This window comes from Candidatus Pantoea deserta (genome assembly GCF_003813865.1).
Taxonomy (GTDB): Bacteria; Pseudomonadota; Gammaproteobacteria; order Enterobacterales; family Enterobacteriaceae; genus Pantoea; species Pantoea deserta.
Genome location: NZ_RMVG01000001.1, coordinates 184,899 through 198,843, shown reverse-complemented (window position 1 = coordinate 198,843; position 13,945 = coordinate 184,899). Strand labels below are relative to the sequence as shown.

Annotated in this window: 12 protein-coding genes and 1 other annotated feature; of the genes, 7 read left to right on the top strand and 5 right to left on the bottom strand. The window is 56.4% G+C overall.

The genetic code is table 11. The features are described 5' to 3' along the window. The first annotated feature begins 9 nt into the window (after positions 1-9). From BBB56_RS00845 to thrC, 5 genes are all read left to right on the top strand, one after another. The gene (locus BBB56_RS00845) at positions 10-705 is read left to right on the top strand and encodes a tRNA/rRNA methyltransferase (protein WP_123798055.1); all 696 of its coding nucleotides are present in this window, start codon (positions 10-12) and stop codon (positions 703-705) included. Positions 706-899: 194 nt separating this feature from the next. Continuing rightward, positions 900-971, top strand: a complete 72-nt coding sequence (gene thrL / locus BBB56_RS23945) for a thr operon leader peptide (RefSeq protein WP_127908399.1) — start codon at positions 900-902, stop codon at positions 969-971. Next, positions 910-1,027 (top strand) — a sequence feature (Thr leader region). (Overlaps the previous gene by 62 nt.) Before the next feature lie 25 nt (positions 1,028-1,052). After that, on the top strand, positions 1,053-3,515 hold the full coding sequence (thrA, locus tag BBB56_RS00835; RefSeq protein WP_123798053.1) for a bifunctional aspartate kinase/homoserine dehydrogenase I: 2,463 nt from the start codon (positions 1,053-1,055) through the stop codon (positions 3,513-3,515). 2 nt (positions 3,516-3,517) lie between these two features. Continuing rightward, a complete protein-coding gene (gene thrB / locus BBB56_RS00830) occupies positions 3,518-4,447 on the top strand; it encodes a homoserine kinase (RefSeq protein ID WP_123798521.1) in 930 nt (309 codons plus the stop codon). A 3-nt stretch (positions 4,448-4,450) separates the two neighbouring features. Beyond that, the gene (thrC, locus tag BBB56_RS00825) at positions 4,451-5,737 is read left to right on the top strand and encodes a threonine synthase (protein WP_123798052.1); all 1,287 of its coding nucleotides are present in this window, start codon (positions 4,451-4,453) and stop codon (positions 5,735-5,737) included. Positions 5,738-5,799: 62 nt separating this feature from the next. On the opposite strand, the gene BBB56_RS00820 is transcribed toward thrC, so the two are convergent. From BBB56_RS00820 to yaaA, 5 genes are all read right to left on the bottom strand, one after another. After that, positions 5,800-6,906: a fimbrial protein gene (locus tag BBB56_RS00820; RefSeq protein WP_123798051.1), complete on the bottom strand. Its 1,107-nt coding sequence runs from the start codon at positions 6,904-6,906 to the stop codon at positions 5,800-5,802. Between the two features lie 16 nt (positions 6,907-6,922). Next, positions 6,923-9,463 carry a fimbria/pilus outer membrane usher protein gene (locus BBB56_RS00815; RefSeq protein ID WP_233592964.1) on the bottom strand — a complete coding sequence of 847 codons (2,541 nt, stop codon included), beginning with the start codon at positions 9,461-9,463 and terminating at the stop codon, positions 6,923-6,925. A gap of 60 nt (positions 9,464-9,523) precedes the next feature. Beyond that, entirely contained in the window at positions 9,524-10,201 is a 678-nt protein-coding gene (locus tag BBB56_RS00810; RefSeq protein ID WP_199756179.1) for a fimbrial biogenesis chaperone, read from the bottom strand. A 52-nt stretch (positions 10,202-10,253) separates the two neighbouring features. Further along, entirely contained in the window at positions 10,254-10,841 is a 588-nt protein-coding gene (locus BBB56_RS00805) for a fimbrial protein (protein ID WP_123798049.1), read from the bottom strand. A 410-nt stretch (positions 10,842-11,251) separates the two neighbouring features. Then, positions 11,252-12,028, bottom strand: coding sequence for a peroxide stress protein YaaA (gene yaaA, locus BBB56_RS00800; RefSeq protein ID WP_123798048.1), 777 nt, complete (start codon positions 12,026-12,028; stop codon positions 11,252-11,254). A 208-nt stretch (positions 12,029-12,236) separates the two neighbouring features. Here yaaA and tal point away from each other — a divergent pair, with 208 nt between their 5' ends. Next, complete coding sequence (tal, locus tag BBB56_RS00795) at positions 12,237-13,190, top strand: transaldolase (protein ID WP_123798047.1); 954 nt, start codon at positions 12,237-12,239, stop codon at positions 13,188-13,190. Positions 13,191-13,299: 109 nt separating this feature from the next. Beyond that, positions 13,300-13,887: a molybdopterin adenylyltransferase gene (gene mog, locus BBB56_RS00790; protein ID WP_123798046.1), complete on the top strand. Its 588-nt coding sequence runs from the start codon at positions 13,300-13,302 to the stop codon at positions 13,885-13,887. Positions 13,888-13,945 lie beyond the last annotated feature (58 nt).

Sequence of the window (13,945 nt, the reverse complement as noted above, 5' to 3'; positions counted from 1 at the left end):
GGAATAATCATGCGTTTTCCTCTTATCCTAGTCTCGCCCGCCAGGGCAGAAAATATTGGCGCAGCGGCGCGCGCAATGAAAACCATGGGCTTTAGCGAACTGCGGATCGTAGCCAGCGACGCCTGGCAAGATCCGGCCGCACGACGCGTCGCGCACGGCGCGGGAGACATTCTCGATAATCTGCGTACCTTCGACACCCTGAGCGAGGCGCTGGCGGACATCGATTTTTCCGTGGCCACAACGGCGCGCAGTCGGGCGAAGTTCCGCTACTACGCAACGCCGCAGCAGGTAGAGGCGCAGCTGCTGGAAAAGCGGCAGTGGGTAACGAGTATGGCGCTGGTGTTTGGCCGCGAGGATAGCGGGCTGACCAATGAAGAGCTGGAGCAGGCCGATTTGCTGACCGGCATCCCTATGGCGCAGGATTACCCTTCGCTCAATCTGGGGCAGGCGGTCATGGTCTTCTGCTATCAGCTCTCTTCGCTGAATCGCGTCGCGCCCCCTGAGGCGGCGCAGGCTGACGCACAACAGCTAGAGGCGCTGCGTCTGCGCTTTGAACGTCTGCTGCACACGCTGGAGGTCAGCGACGATCGCAAAATGGCTGACTGGATCGATCAGCGCATTGGCCTGCTTGAGCAGCGCGACAGCGCCATGCTGCACCGCCTTTTGCATGACATAGAAAAAAAACTTATAGATAAATCTTCCTGAAAACGCGGCTTTCCTGGCAGCAGATCGTGGAAAGTAGCGCACCAGCAAACGATCGTGCAAAGATTTTCGCGGCATAAAGGCAGCAGTGCGCAGTGGCGATAAATTCAGCGCCAGACAAATTCATTGACTTGATCGGCGCTTTGCTTTACTTCTGGAACACAGACAGACTTAAAAAGACAGACAGAAAAATCTACATGCGTAACTCAACCAGCCTGAACATCACCATTATTACCACCACCATTACCACAGGTAAGGGTGCGGGCTGACGCATACAGGAAAAACAGAAAAAAGCCCGCACCTGAACAGTGCGGGCTTTTTTTTCGGCATAAATTCAGGAGAGCTTGACTATGCGAGTGCTGAAATTTGGTGGAACCTCGGTAGCGAACGCGGAACGTTTTCTTCGCGTCGCTGACATTCTGGAAAGTAATGCGCAGCAGGGACAGGTTGCCACCGTACTCTCTGCACCCGCAAAGATTACCAACCATCTGGTGGCGATGATCGAAAAAACCATCAGCGGTCAGGACGCGCTGCCGAATATCCTCGACGCTGAGCGTATCTTCGATGAGCTGCTGGTGGGGCTGGCGAAGGCGCAGCCGGGCTTTGACTATGACGGGCAGAAAACTCGCGTCGATCTGGAGTTCGCTCAGCTAAAACAGGTGCTGCACGGCATCAGTCTGCTGGGACAGTGCCCGGACAGCGTTAACGCCGCGATTATCTGCCGCGGCGAGAAGCTTTCGATAGCCATTATGGAGGCGCTGTTGCTGGCGCGCGGCCACAGCGTAACGGTCATCGATCCGGTCGAAAAACTGCTGGCCATCGGCCACTATCTTGAATCCACGGTAGATATTGCCGAGTCGACGCGCCGTATCGCCGCCAGCCAGATCCCGCCGCAAAATATGATCCTTATGGCCGGCTTTACGGCGGGCAATGAGAAAGGGGAGCTGGTGGTGCTGGGGCGCAACGGCTCTGACTACTCCGCCGCCGTGCTGGCCGCCTGTCTGCGCGCCGACTGCTGTGAAATCTGGACCGATGTCGACGGCGTCTATACCTGCGATCCGCGTCAGGTGCCCGACGCTCGCCTGCTGAAGTCGATGTCCTACCAGGAAGCGATGGAGCTGTCTTATTTTGGCGCCAAAGTGCTGCATCCGCGCACCATCGCGCCGATTGCGCAGTTCCAGATCCCCTGCCTGATCAAAAACACCGCTAATCCGCAGGCGCCGGGCACCCTGATCGGCGGCGAAGGCGAAAAGGATGAGAATCCGGTCAAAGGCATCACCAATCTGAATAATATGGCGATGTTCAACGTCTCCGGACCGGGCATGAAGGGCATGGTCGGGATGGCGGCGCGCGTGTTTGCCGCTATGTCGCGCACCGGCATTTCGGTGGTGTTGATTACCCAGTCCTCCTCAGAGTACAGCATCAGCTTCTGCGTGCCGCAGAACGAGCAGGCGCGCGCGCGCCGCGTGCTGGAGGAAGAGTTCTACCTGGAGCTGAAAGACGGTCTGCTCGATCCGCTGGAAGTGATGGAGCAGCTGGCGGTGATTTCCGTGGTGGGCGACGGCATGCGCACGCTGCGCGGTATTTCCGCTAAATTCTTCTCGGCGCTGGCGCGCGCCAATATCAACATCGTGGCGATCGCGCAAGGCTCGTCAGAGCGCTCTATCTCTGTCGTGGTCAGCAACGACGCCGCCACCACGGGCGTGCGCGTCGTGCATCAGATGCTGTTCGCCACCGATCAGGTTATCGAAGTCTTTGTGGTCGGCGTCGGCGGCGTCGGCGGCGCGCTGCTGGATCAGCTTTATCGTCAGCAGGCGTGGCTCAAGCAGAAGCATATCGATCTGCGCGTTTGCGGCATCGCCAATTCCCGCGCGCTGCTGACCAACGTGCACGGCATCGACCTCAGCGACTGGAAAGGCGCGCTGAGCGAAGCCAAAGCGCCGTTTAACCTCGACCGCCTCAATCGTCTGGTAAAAGAGTACCATCTGCTCAACCCGGTGATCGTAGACTGTACGTCCAGCCAGGCGGTCGCCGATCAGTACGCTGATTTTCTTGCTGACGGTTTTCATGTGGTCACGCCGAACAAAAAGGCCAACACCTCATCGTGGAACTACTACCAGCAAATGCGCGCCGCCGCCGCGCAGTCGCGCCGTAAATTCCTCTATGACACCAACGTCGGCGCGGGCCTGCCGGTTATTGAAAACCTGCAAAACCTGCTCAACGCCGGCGATGAGCTGATTAAGTTCTCCGGTATTCTTTCGGGTTCGCTCTCCTTTATCTTTGGCAAGCTGGACGAAGGAGTTTCGCTCTCTGCGGCCACGGCGATGGCGCGCGAGATGGGCTTTACCGAGCCGGACCCGCGCGACGATCTCTCCGGCATGGACGTGGCGCGCAAGCTGCTTATCCTGGCGCGTGAAGCGGGTCACCAGCTGGAGCTGAGCGACATTGACATCGAGCCGCTGCTGCCCGCCAGCCTGACGGAGATCGCCGACGTCGAGGCCTTTATGCAGCGCCTGCCGGAGCTGGATAACGCTTTTGCCGCGCGCGTTGCCAAAGCGCGTGATGAAGGTAAAGTGTTACGCTTCGTCGGCGTGATTGAAGAGGGCGGCGTCTGTAAAGTGAAGATCGACGCCGTCGACGGCAACGATCCGCTGTATAAAGTGAAAAATGGCGAGAACGCGCTGGCGTTTTACAGCCGCTATTATCAGCCGATCCCGCTGGTCTTGCGCGGATACGGCGCGGGAAATGATGTGACGGCGGCGGGCGTTTTCGCCGATCTGCTGCGTACTCTGTCGTGGAAGTTGGGAGTTTGATGATGGTAAAAATTTACGCACCGGCCTCGATTGGCAACGTTAGCGTCGGCTTTGATGTGCTGGGCGCGGCGGTGTCGCCGGTGGATGGCTCGTTGCTGGGCGACTGCGTTTCGGTAGAGGCGGCTCCGCGCTTTTCGTTGCAAAACAGCGGGCGTTTCGTCAGCAAGCTGCCAGACGATCCCAAAGAAAATATCGTTTACCAGTGCTGGCAGCGCTTCTGTGAGGCGATCGGCGAAGAGGTGCCGGTGGCGATGACGCTGGAAAAAAATATGCCGATTGGCTCCGGTCTTGGCTCCAGCGCCTGCTCAGTGGTTGCCGGTTTACTGGCGATGAATGAATATTGCGGCAAACCGCTCAGCGACACGCAGCTGCTGACGCTGATGGGAGAGCTGGAAGGGCGCATTTCCGGCAGCGTGCACTATGACAACGTCGCGCCGTGCTTCCTCGGCGGCATTCAGCTGATGCTGGAGGAGAACGGCATTATCAGTCAGGCCGTGCCTGGCTTCGACGACTGGCTGTGGGTGATGGCCTATCCGGGCATTAAAGTCTCCACCGCCGAGGCGCGCGCCATTCTGCCCGCGCAATACCGCAAAGACGACGTGATTAAGCATGGCCGCCTGCTGGCCGGCTTTATTCATGCCTGCCATACCCGCCAGCCGCTGCTGGCCGCTAAACTGATGCAGGATGTCATTGCTGAACCTTACCGCACTAAACTGCTGCCGGGCTTTGCCGAGGCGCGCGGCGCGGCTGCCGACATCGGCGCGCTGGCCTGCGGCATTTCCGGCTCAGGCCCAACGCTCTTCGCCGTTTGCAACCAGATGGAAACGGCACAGCGGATGGCGGACTGGCTGCGCCAGCACTATCTGCAAAATGATGAAGGCTTCGTCCATATTTGCCGTCTTGATACGGCCGGCGCACGTAAACTGGGATAACGCATGAAACTCTACAACCTTAAAGATCATAACGAGCAGGTGAGCTTTTCGCAGGCGGTGAAACAGGGCCTGGGTTCGCAGCAGGGACTGTTCTTTCCGCTTGAACTGCCAGAGTTTGAGCTGACCGACATCGACGCGATGCTGGAGATGGACTTTGTCAGCCGCAGCAGCAAAATCCTCTCTGCCTATATCGGCGACGAAATCGCGCCGCACCAGCTGGCCGAGCGTGTGAAAACCGCGTTTGCCTTCCCTGCGCCGGTCGCGAAGGTCAGCGAAGACATCTCCTGTCTGGAGCTGTTTCACGGTCCAACGCTGGCGTTTAAAGACTTTGGCGGCCGTTTTATGGCGCAAATGCTCTCTTATGTTTCGGGCGCGGACGAGAAGATCACTATTCTTACCGCGACGTCCGGCGACACCGGCGCGGCCGTGGCGCACGCGTTTTACGGCATGGAAAACGTGCGCGTCGTGATCCTCTACCCGCAGGGCAAAATCAGCCCGCTTCAGGAAAAACTGTTCTGTACGCTGGGCGGCAATATCGAAACCATCGCCATCGACGGCGACTTTGACGCCTGCCAGGCGCTGGTGAAGCAGGCGTTCGACGATGAAGAGCTGAAGAAAGCGATTGGGCTGAACTCGGCTAACTCTATCAACATCAGTCGCCTGCTGGCGCAGATCTGCTACTACTTTGAAGCGGTCGCGCAGCTGCCCCAGGAGAAGCGCAATCAGCTGGTGGTGTCGGTGCCGAGCGGCAACTTCGGCGATCTTACCGCCGGCCTGCTGGCGAAATCGCTGGGCCTGCCGATCAAGCGCTTTATCGCGGCGACCAATGCTAATGATACCGTGCCGCGCTTTCTTGAAGGCGGCAGCTGGACGCCGAACGCCACCGTCGCCACCTTATCGAATGCGATGGATGTCAGCCAGCCTAATAACTGGCCGCGCGTCGAAGAGCTGTTTCGCCGCAAAACCTGGCGTCTGACCGATCTCGCTTACGGCGCGGTGAGCGACGAGACCACGCAGTCGACCATGCGCGAACTGGCGGAGATCGGCTATATCTCCGAGCCGCACGCAGCTATCGCTTACCGCCTGCTGCGCGATCAATTGCAGGAAGGGGAGTTTGGTTTGTTCCTCGGCACGGCGCATCCGGCGAAGTTCAAGGAGAGCGTGGAAGAGATTCTCGGCCAGACGCTGCCGCTGCCGCAGGCGCTGGCGGACCGCGCCGACCTGCCGCTGTTGTCGCATACCATGCAGGCTGATTTTGCGCCGCTGCGCGCCTTTCTTCTGAAGGCGTAACCGCTGACGGCGCGCCGGTTGTCCCCCTTGTCGGGCGTCAACCGGCGCGCTGTATCACGCTGCTAGTTATAAACCAGATTGAAGGTCGCGATACTGTCGGCTTTGCCCGCCGTAATCTGCGCATCCGTCTGGATATATTGCGCTTTAAACTCCAGCGTCTGGGTCTGATTCGGCGTATTGAGCGTCGCTAATACCGGCAGCTGATCGGTCGGCGTATTCAGCGGCACTCGCTGACCCGCCGCAACCTGAAGGCCGGAGCCGTAGGAGAGCGCGACGCCGACGCCTGATGCGGAATTGGTCTGAGGCGTAAGCGCCAGCGCATCTTTATCGCCAGCAGAGGCCATGCCAAAGAAGCCGACTTTTACCGACGCGCTGTTTTCACACAACACCTGAATCTGAAAACTTTTTTCGCTGCCCGCTTTACTGCCTATGCCGCTAAATTCGCTTCTGCTCACTTTGCCCATATCGACATTGATTGTCGACTGATTGGACGTCACGGCGCAGCTTCCGTACTTCACGGTAAAGCTGGACAGGATCACCCTGGGTTTGTCGGCGATCGGCTGGCTGCTGGCGGCGCTGTCGCCAACCTGCAACGTGGCGGTACCGATAGTGGTTTCGGGCACGTTAGCGGGCTGATTACCCGGATGGAGCGGCGAGGACTGCGAAGGAATTTTATAAAACACCAGATAAGACTGCATGGTCAGCGTGTTGGCCTGATTAATCTGCGAACTGGTCATCGAGTTGCAAATAGAGACGCGTTTGCCTTTCGCCGTGGAATCGTAAAAGGAGCCGCCGCAGTAGGTAGGCTCTTTAAAGCCGATGGCGAAACCAATGCCGTTGGTCCCCGCAATGCGATAAATCGGCGTGCTGTGACCGCCCTCAAGGGTGGCTTGCAGGCCGCTCTCTTCAGCGTCTATGGTGTAGCCGATATCTTTATATGCCAGGCCGCTATCACCGTTGTTTTTATTACAGTTAAAGGCGTTATCGTTATCCAGCGGCATCTGGGCGGAAATGGGCGTGCCGTCGGTGGCGCCCGGTAGATAGTTGACGTCATGGGTCTGAACCACAATCTGACTGACGCCGTGACACTCCTCCTGCGCATAAGCTTGCAGGCTGAACAGGGCCGCTAAAGCCAGCAGCGGCGTCGTTAGGGACATAGATACGTTCATGAGTTGTTCCTGTTTATTACCGGCAGATGGCGGAGATCAATTTGACCGAACTGGCTGAGGGCGTGTCCGGCAGGCGGAATGGCGCACGGCAGGTTTTCGACATGCCATCTTCGCGCCAGGTCAGGACGATCGTTCCCTGCGCCGGCACGCCGCTCAGATAGAGCTGCCCGTTTTCGGCGACGATGCCGCTGCTGCTGCCTTCTTCCTGTTTTGGCAGATCCACTTTCGCCGTGGCGCCGAATGGCGGCGTCCCATCCTGATAAGTCAGCGTAAACAGCACCCGATTGCCGATGTGGGTGGCGTAGTCAATCATCATTATCGCGCCGCTGGTAGGAATGACGCTCTGCGCGCCCAGCTCGACGTCGATGTTGTCCGGCAGCGTCCCTTCATCCAGCTCAACGGTGTTTTTGTGGTAGGGCGACAGCGAGGGAACCACTGCATAGCCGCGTCCATCGGTGCTGACGTCGCTGGCGCTTTGGATGCTCACGTCGCTGGCGCCGGGCACCCGGACAATGCCGAACGTATCGCCCAGCGGCTGGCTCAGCGTGACGCCGTGCGCATGCGCGACGACGCCGCCCGCCAGACCATAGCTAAGCTGGCTGCTGCGTTTATCATGACTGACGCCCAGGCTGGCCGTACCGCGGCTGCCGCGATAGCTCAGCGAGGCGTTGCTGTTTACGTTCTGCCCGTTGCTGTCATAGCCCTGTTGCAGGCTGTAGGAGAGATTTCTGTTCTCCAGCATCGATCCCGACAGGGCCACCTGCTGAGAGGTATTGCCGTCGTTGTCGCTATTCATGCTGTAGCTGACCGAGCTGTCCGGCAGCAGGGCGCTGAGGGGAATGCTGAGGTTGAACGTAATGGCGCGGTCAGCTTTTTTGCTGCCGCTGGAGTCGGTGTAAAAATAACCTATGCCCCATGAGACGCTTTTAATGGTGCTGTAAAAGCCGAGATGCAGCGTCCGCTCCTGGCTGCCGCTTCGCCAGTAGTTCTGCGTATAGGCGGCGAGGCTGAGGCTGCCATAATCGCCGATACCCTGCGAAACGGAAATCTCTGAGCGACTGCGCTTGTTGTTCACAAAGGATGACGGACTCATCAGGGCGTTTGCTTCGCTGAAAGAGTAAAACCCGCCGGATGAGTAGCGGTAGTTCGCCATGCTAAAGGTGGTATTGGTGGAGGCGAAACTCTTCTGATACTGCACCCGCACCGACTGACCGCTGCTGTGCCTGCCCTGAGGCAGCTCGGTTTTCGCCAGGCTGACATCCACCCCGACTGAGCCAAAGTCGCCAAATCCTTTTCCCAGACCGGCCGCGGCCGCGTGATAATTTTGCGCCACCAGCGCGCCGCCAAAGGCGGTAAACGCCATCGGCAGACCATAAAACAAGGTGGACTGCATAAACACGGGCGATCGCAGCGGCGTGCTGCTGGCGTAGTGATAACGACCGACGCTGAGGCTGTATTTCTTATGGCCCTGACGCAGCATAAAAGGGATGGCGGAATAGGGCTGGGTAAATTTACGCTCCGTACCATCGCTCTCTTTGATGGTCACTTCCAGATCGCCGCTTTGCGCCGTTGGGTAAAGATCTTTGATCTCGAATGCGCCTGGCGCGACCTGGGTTTCATAAATCACGTAGCCATGCTGACGCACGGTAATTCTGGCATTACTGTGAGCAATACCGTGAATTACCGGCGCGAAACCGCGCTGGCTGTCCGGCAGCATATTGTCGTCAGACATCATCTGTAGCCCGCGGAACTGCACGCTGTCAAAGACTTCGCCGGGCGTATAGGTATCTCCTACGCGAAACTGGCTTTTCAGCATCTTAATGTCGCGTTCAAGATAAGTGGTTTGCGACTGCCAGTGACTTTTCTGGTCGTAACGGTAGGTGGAGGTATTGCGTAAGCGCCAGGCGCCGATGTTGGCGCCGCTGCGCAGGTTCAGCAGCGCCGACTGCCAGTCGCTGCCCTCGTTGCGCGAACGAGAGCCGGACAGGGTGTAGTTAACAAAGGCTGCCGGCACGCCTTCATCCCACTGCGAGGGATCGATATAGTCGCGCTTTTGTTCCGTCAGGGCGATCTGGGGAATACTGATAAACAGCTGCTGCTGCGAAAAGTCGAACCTTGTCGAGGCGTCGGGAATATAGTTGCCCAGCTCCTGTAGGGTTTCGCCCTCTTTAAGATGATCGAAAGCGGCGAATGCGCGGACGTTCACCCCCATCTCCGCCAGCTGCCGAACGGTCAGCAGCGGAACCAGTCCTTTACGCCCTTCGACAAAGGTAATATCGCGGCTTTCCCAGGCGGTATTGTTCAGCAAAATAGTAACGTGATAAGTCCCTGGCTCTTCCCCGCCTTGCTGGCTGAAATAGTGCAAATCCGCGCTTTTTTGCTGCGTCGAAGAGAACTCCAGTGCGGCGGGATTAAAATAATCTTCGGCAAAAGCGGTGCGCGCCGGGCTAATCAGCATCAGCACGCCAGGCAAACCTGCCAGCCAGGGGTAGAATGACCGGGTAGGGCGTTTATTAGCCTCTGAGGCGACCTTTAGAACCGGAATACTTGCTTTCACGTCGATATTTCCAGAGACAATCCGCTACGACGACGCTGTGCGCCGTATTGAACAGGAGAATTAACGGGTTTGTTCCGGCGTGGTTCCGCCAAAGTCGTTAATTGCCGACCAGGTAACCGGTCCGGAACCGACCACCTTCCAGCGCTGTTCTTCGCCCGGACCAATCATCCCTGGCTGCTGAATTTCATGACCGCCGACGCTCAGCTTGTAAAAAGAGACAAAGTAGGGCGTAGAGTTATGGCCAATAAGCTGATTGCCTTCGCGGCGGAAAGTAATTTGACGCCAGGCCTCCGCCGCCGAGCCGGGTAATCCATTGGGGCGGTAAAAAAGTTTGAATTTGGATTTGATATTGATTTGCAGTTGATTATTTTGATCGCGCGAGGAGGGCGCAATCGACTTAATGTTTAGCCAGAATACGGACTCGCGGTCTTTCGGCAGCGGCAGACCATTATAGTTAATACGCAGCACATTCTCTTTTTCCGCATCAAGACGGAAAAGGGGCGGAGTGACGATAAAAGGCACCGCGGCTTTGCTGTTATTACTGTTTTCAATCCACGACTGCACCAGATAAGGCGTCTGTTTATCCTGGTTAGTTACGGTAAGCGTGGCTTCTTTTTTTCCTTCCTGGAAAATAACGCGTGTTCCGCCCATAACAATACCGGCCTGCGCCGTTATGCTCAGCAGAGAGGCTGAAAGGAGAACAATAGTCCTGATCTTTTTTAAATTAAAAAATTTCATTACGGTTACTCTTTCTTCAGGAAGTAGCAGGCAGGGTTTCCCCTGCCAGCGATTAGTTGTAAACCATCACGAAGTTAGAGGTGGCGTTTGCCTGACCTACGGCAATGGCTTCGCCATCACTCTTATAGTCCGCGTAGAAAGTCAGATCGGCCGATCCGCCTTCGTTGCCAGAGGTAACGTTAACGGCATTTGAAATGGAACCGATAGCGACCGGGCTGGCGCGGTCAGATTCATAGAGTTTGATGCCGACGCCTGTTGCGCCGCCGGTGGTTTTCAGCAGCGTATTGTCGTCGCTGTCTTTATCGCCATCAAAAAGCACCGCCACTGTCGATACAGACTGAGGGCAATTTTTCACTGAAATAGTGAAAGGCGTTTGCGTAGTTTCAGTGCGGCTATCGAAATAGGTTTTTGCCCATTTGCCTAAGTCAACGCTCTGATTTTTGCTGGCAGTAGAAACTTCACATGATACATCGGTGATTTCACCGGTAAATTTCACTTCGCCGCCGGCGCCCTGAGTACCAGCATCCGCGCCTGGGTTAGTATGAATGGGGGAAGGACCATCAGTGGGAGCTGCAAAAGCCGCGCCGGATGACATCAATCCCGCCAGGATCAATGGCAGAAAGCTGTTTTTAATCTTCATTGAAAATGTCTCTATAGGTATAAGCAAAATAACCAGGAAAATATTCCCTGTTGCCTAATTGCATTTCAAAAAATATATAGCCTGACGCGACCGGTCAGACTATGGAGGTACGTAGTATTCCTGATGGTACGTATATAAATATTCAACGGAGAGGAATATTGCCGGGTGCTCTTCTCTGCCTGGAGGAGTAAGCGGTAATTAACTGCGCGGATAGAGGTGAATAACAAAAGCCAGTTGTTAATTAATGTAGATAAATAAGGCGGTAGTTTATTTTTTAAGGTTTCTCTTATGCTAACTAAATATCACGCGCGCGATCGGATAATTAACAGGGCGGTAACAGGCAAGAGCGATATGCCGCGCGCCCTAATCATCAAGACTGGCCTCCGCTGAAGCGAGCGGCCAGCCCATGGTTATTTCTGCTCGTAGCGCTTAAATACCAGCTCGTTCTCGCTGCTGGCGGCGGCATCAAAAAAGTAACCCTCTACATCAAACTGCTCTAGCGCTGCCGGGTCGGTCAGGCGATGCTGAATAATGTAGCGGCTCATCAGGCCGCGCGCTTTTTTGGCATAAAAGCTGATGACCTTAAAGGCGCCGTTTTTCTCGTCGAGGAACACGGGCTTAATCACGCGTCCAGTCAGCTGCTTTGGCTTAACCGCCCGGAAATACTCATCTGAGGCCAGATTTATCAGCACCTCGTCGCCCTGCGCCTGTAGCGCCGCGTTAAGGTGTTCCGTCAGCAGATCGCCCCAGAAACTATAGAGATCTTTGCCTGCCGGACTGGCCAGCTTAATCCCCATTTCCAGACGATAAGGCTGCATCAGATCCAGCGGACGCAGCACGCCGTACAGGCCAGACAGCATACGCAGATGCTGCTGAGCGAAATCAAAGTCCGCTTCGCTAAAGGTTTCCGCCTGTAAGCCGGTATACACATCGCCTTTAAAGGCCAGAATCGCCTGACGCGCATTCTCCAGCGTGAAATCAGGCTGCCAGCTGTTGAAGCGTTCGGCGTTCAGATGCGCCAGCTTGTCGCTGATGCTCATCAGTGAAGCGATTTGCGCCGGGGTAAGATCGCGCGCCACCTCAATCAGCTGTTGTGATTTTTCTAACAGCGCGGGCTGGGTAAAACGTTGCGTTGCCAGCGGGCTGCTAAAATCCAGCGTTTTGGCGGGTGAGATCACCATTAACATAGTCGCTTCCTCGATTATTCCTTGTTGCTACAGGAAAAGTGCTGATTGTCAGGCTGCCGAGTGTAGCAAAAAAGGCGCAGCGATCGGCAAATCGCAGCCATTTGTTCGCGCTATCGTAAACGGCATCCGGCGACCTTGCGCCTCGGTTGCCGCATGATATTATCGCAACAGCCTTTTTCACCCTGACATTACAGAAGAGACAAGAGACATGACGGACAAACTGACCTCCCTGCGTCAACTCACCACCGTGGTTGCCGACACCGGTGATATTGCAGCGATGAAGCTGTATCAGCCGCAAGACGCCACCACTAACCCTTCTTTGATTCTTAACGCCGCGCAAATCCCGGAATACCGTAAGCTGATTGATGAAGCCATCGTCTGGGCGCGCGAGCAGAACGGCAACAAAGAAGACCTGATCTCGCTGGTGTCGGACAAACTGGCCGTCAACATTGGTCTGGAGATCCTCAAGCTGATCCCTGGCCGTATCTCAACAGAAGTTGATGCGCGTCTCTCTTACGATACGGAAGGCAGCATCGCCAAAGCGCGTAGCCTGATTAAGCTCTACAACGATGCGGGCATCAGCAACGACCGTATCCTGATCAAACTGGCTTCTACCTGGCAGGGCATCCGCGCGGCGGAGCAGCTGGAGAAAGAGGGCATCAACTGTAACCTGACGCTGCTGTTCTCCTTCGCTCAGGCGCGTGCCTGCGCCGAAGCGGGCGTGTTTCTGATTTCACCCTTCGTAGGACGTATCCTCGACTGGTACAAAAATAACACTGACAAGAAAGAGTACGCGCCGCATGAAGATCCGGGCGTGGTGTCGGTGTCTGAGATTTACAACTACTACAAGCAGCACGGCTATGAGACGGTGGTGATGGGCGCAAGCTTCCGTAACATCGGCGAGATTCTGGAGCTGGCGGGCTGCGACCGTCTGACTATCTCTCCGGCGCTGCTGAAAGAGCTGGCGGAGAGCGAAGGCACCGTCGAGCGCAAACTGAGCTATAGCGGCGATGTGAAGGCGCGTCCGGCCAAAATGACCGAATCTGAGTTCCTGTGGCAGCACAACCAGGATCCAATGGCCGTCGCGAAGCTGGCGGAAGGCATCCGCAACTTTGCCGTCGATCAGGGCAAACTTGAGAAGATGATTGCCGACCTGCTGTAATCTTTCCCCGTGGCGGCCCGCCGCCACGGTTTTCTCTTTGCCTCACTTTCTATTATTCTCTCTGCATTCCTCTCTTTTTACCGCATTGCGGTCAACCGGGTAAAAACTCATGGATACTTTACGCATTGGACTGATCTCCGTTTCCGATCGCGCCGCCAACGGCATTTATCAGGATCAGGGTATTCCGGCGCTGGAAGCCTGGCTCAGCAGCGCGCTGGCGACGCCCTTTACCACTGAAACCCGTCTGGTGCCCGATGAGCAGCCGCTGATCGAACAGGCGATTTGCGAGCTGGTCGATGAGCGCTTCTGCCATCTGGTGCTGACCACCGGCGGCACCGGTCCGGCGCGTCGAGACGTGACGCCTGACGCCACTCTGGCGGTTGCCGATCGGGAAATGCCCGGCTTCGGCGAGCAAATGCGGCAGATTAGCCTGCAATTCGTCCCGACCGCGATTCTGTCGCGACAGGTGGGCGTGATTCGCAAGCAGTCGCTGGTGCTCAATCTGCCCGGTCAGCCAAAGTCGATTAAAGAAACGCTGGAAGGGGTAAAAGAGGCTGACGGCAAGGTCAGGGTGCCTGGGATTTTTGCCGCTGTACCTTATTGTTTACAGCTGCTGGATGGGCCTTATGTTGAAACTCATCAGCAGGTGGTAGCAGCTTTTCGCCCTAAAAGCGCGATAAGAGAGATAAATAACTAAATATTCATCTTTTCAGGCATAGCCTCTGGCAGCGCTGGTGTAGTGAAAAATTGACGGT

Coding starts and splice junctions, on each gene's coding strand:
- BBB56_RS00845 (WP_123798055.1), top strand. CDS start 10: ATGCGTTTTCCTCTTATCCTAGTCTCGCCCGCCAGGGCAGAAAATATT.
- thrA (WP_123798053.1), top strand. CDS start 1,053: ATGCGAGTGCTGAAATTTGGTGGAACCTCGGTAGCGAACGCGGAACGT.
- thrB (WP_123798521.1), top strand. CDS start 3,518: ATGGTAAAAATTTACGCACCGGCCTCGATTGGCAACGTTAGCGTCGGC.
- thrC (WP_123798052.1), top strand. CDS start 4,451: ATGAAACTCTACAACCTTAAAGATCATAACGAGCAGGTGAGCTTTTCG.
- BBB56_RS00820 (WP_123798051.1), bottom strand. CDS start 6,906: ATGAACGTATCTATGTCCCTAACGACGCCGCTGCTGGCTTTAGCGGCC.
- BBB56_RS00810 (WP_199756179.1), bottom strand. CDS start 10,201: ATGAAATTTTTTAATTTAAAAAAGATCAGGACTATTGTTCTCCTTTCA.
- BBB56_RS00805 (WP_123798049.1), bottom strand. CDS start 10,841: ATGAAGATTAAAAACAGCTTTCTGCCATTGATCCTGGCGGGATTGATG.
- yaaA (WP_123798048.1), bottom strand. CDS start 12,028: ATGTTAATGGTGATCTCACCCGCCAAAACGCTGGATTTTAGCAGCCCG.
- tal (WP_123798047.1), top strand. CDS start 12,237: ATGACGGACAAACTGACCTCCCTGCGTCAACTCACCACCGTGGTTGCC.
- mog (WP_123798046.1), top strand. CDS start 13,300: ATGGATACTTTACGCATTGGACTGATCTCCGTTTCCGATCGCGCCGCC.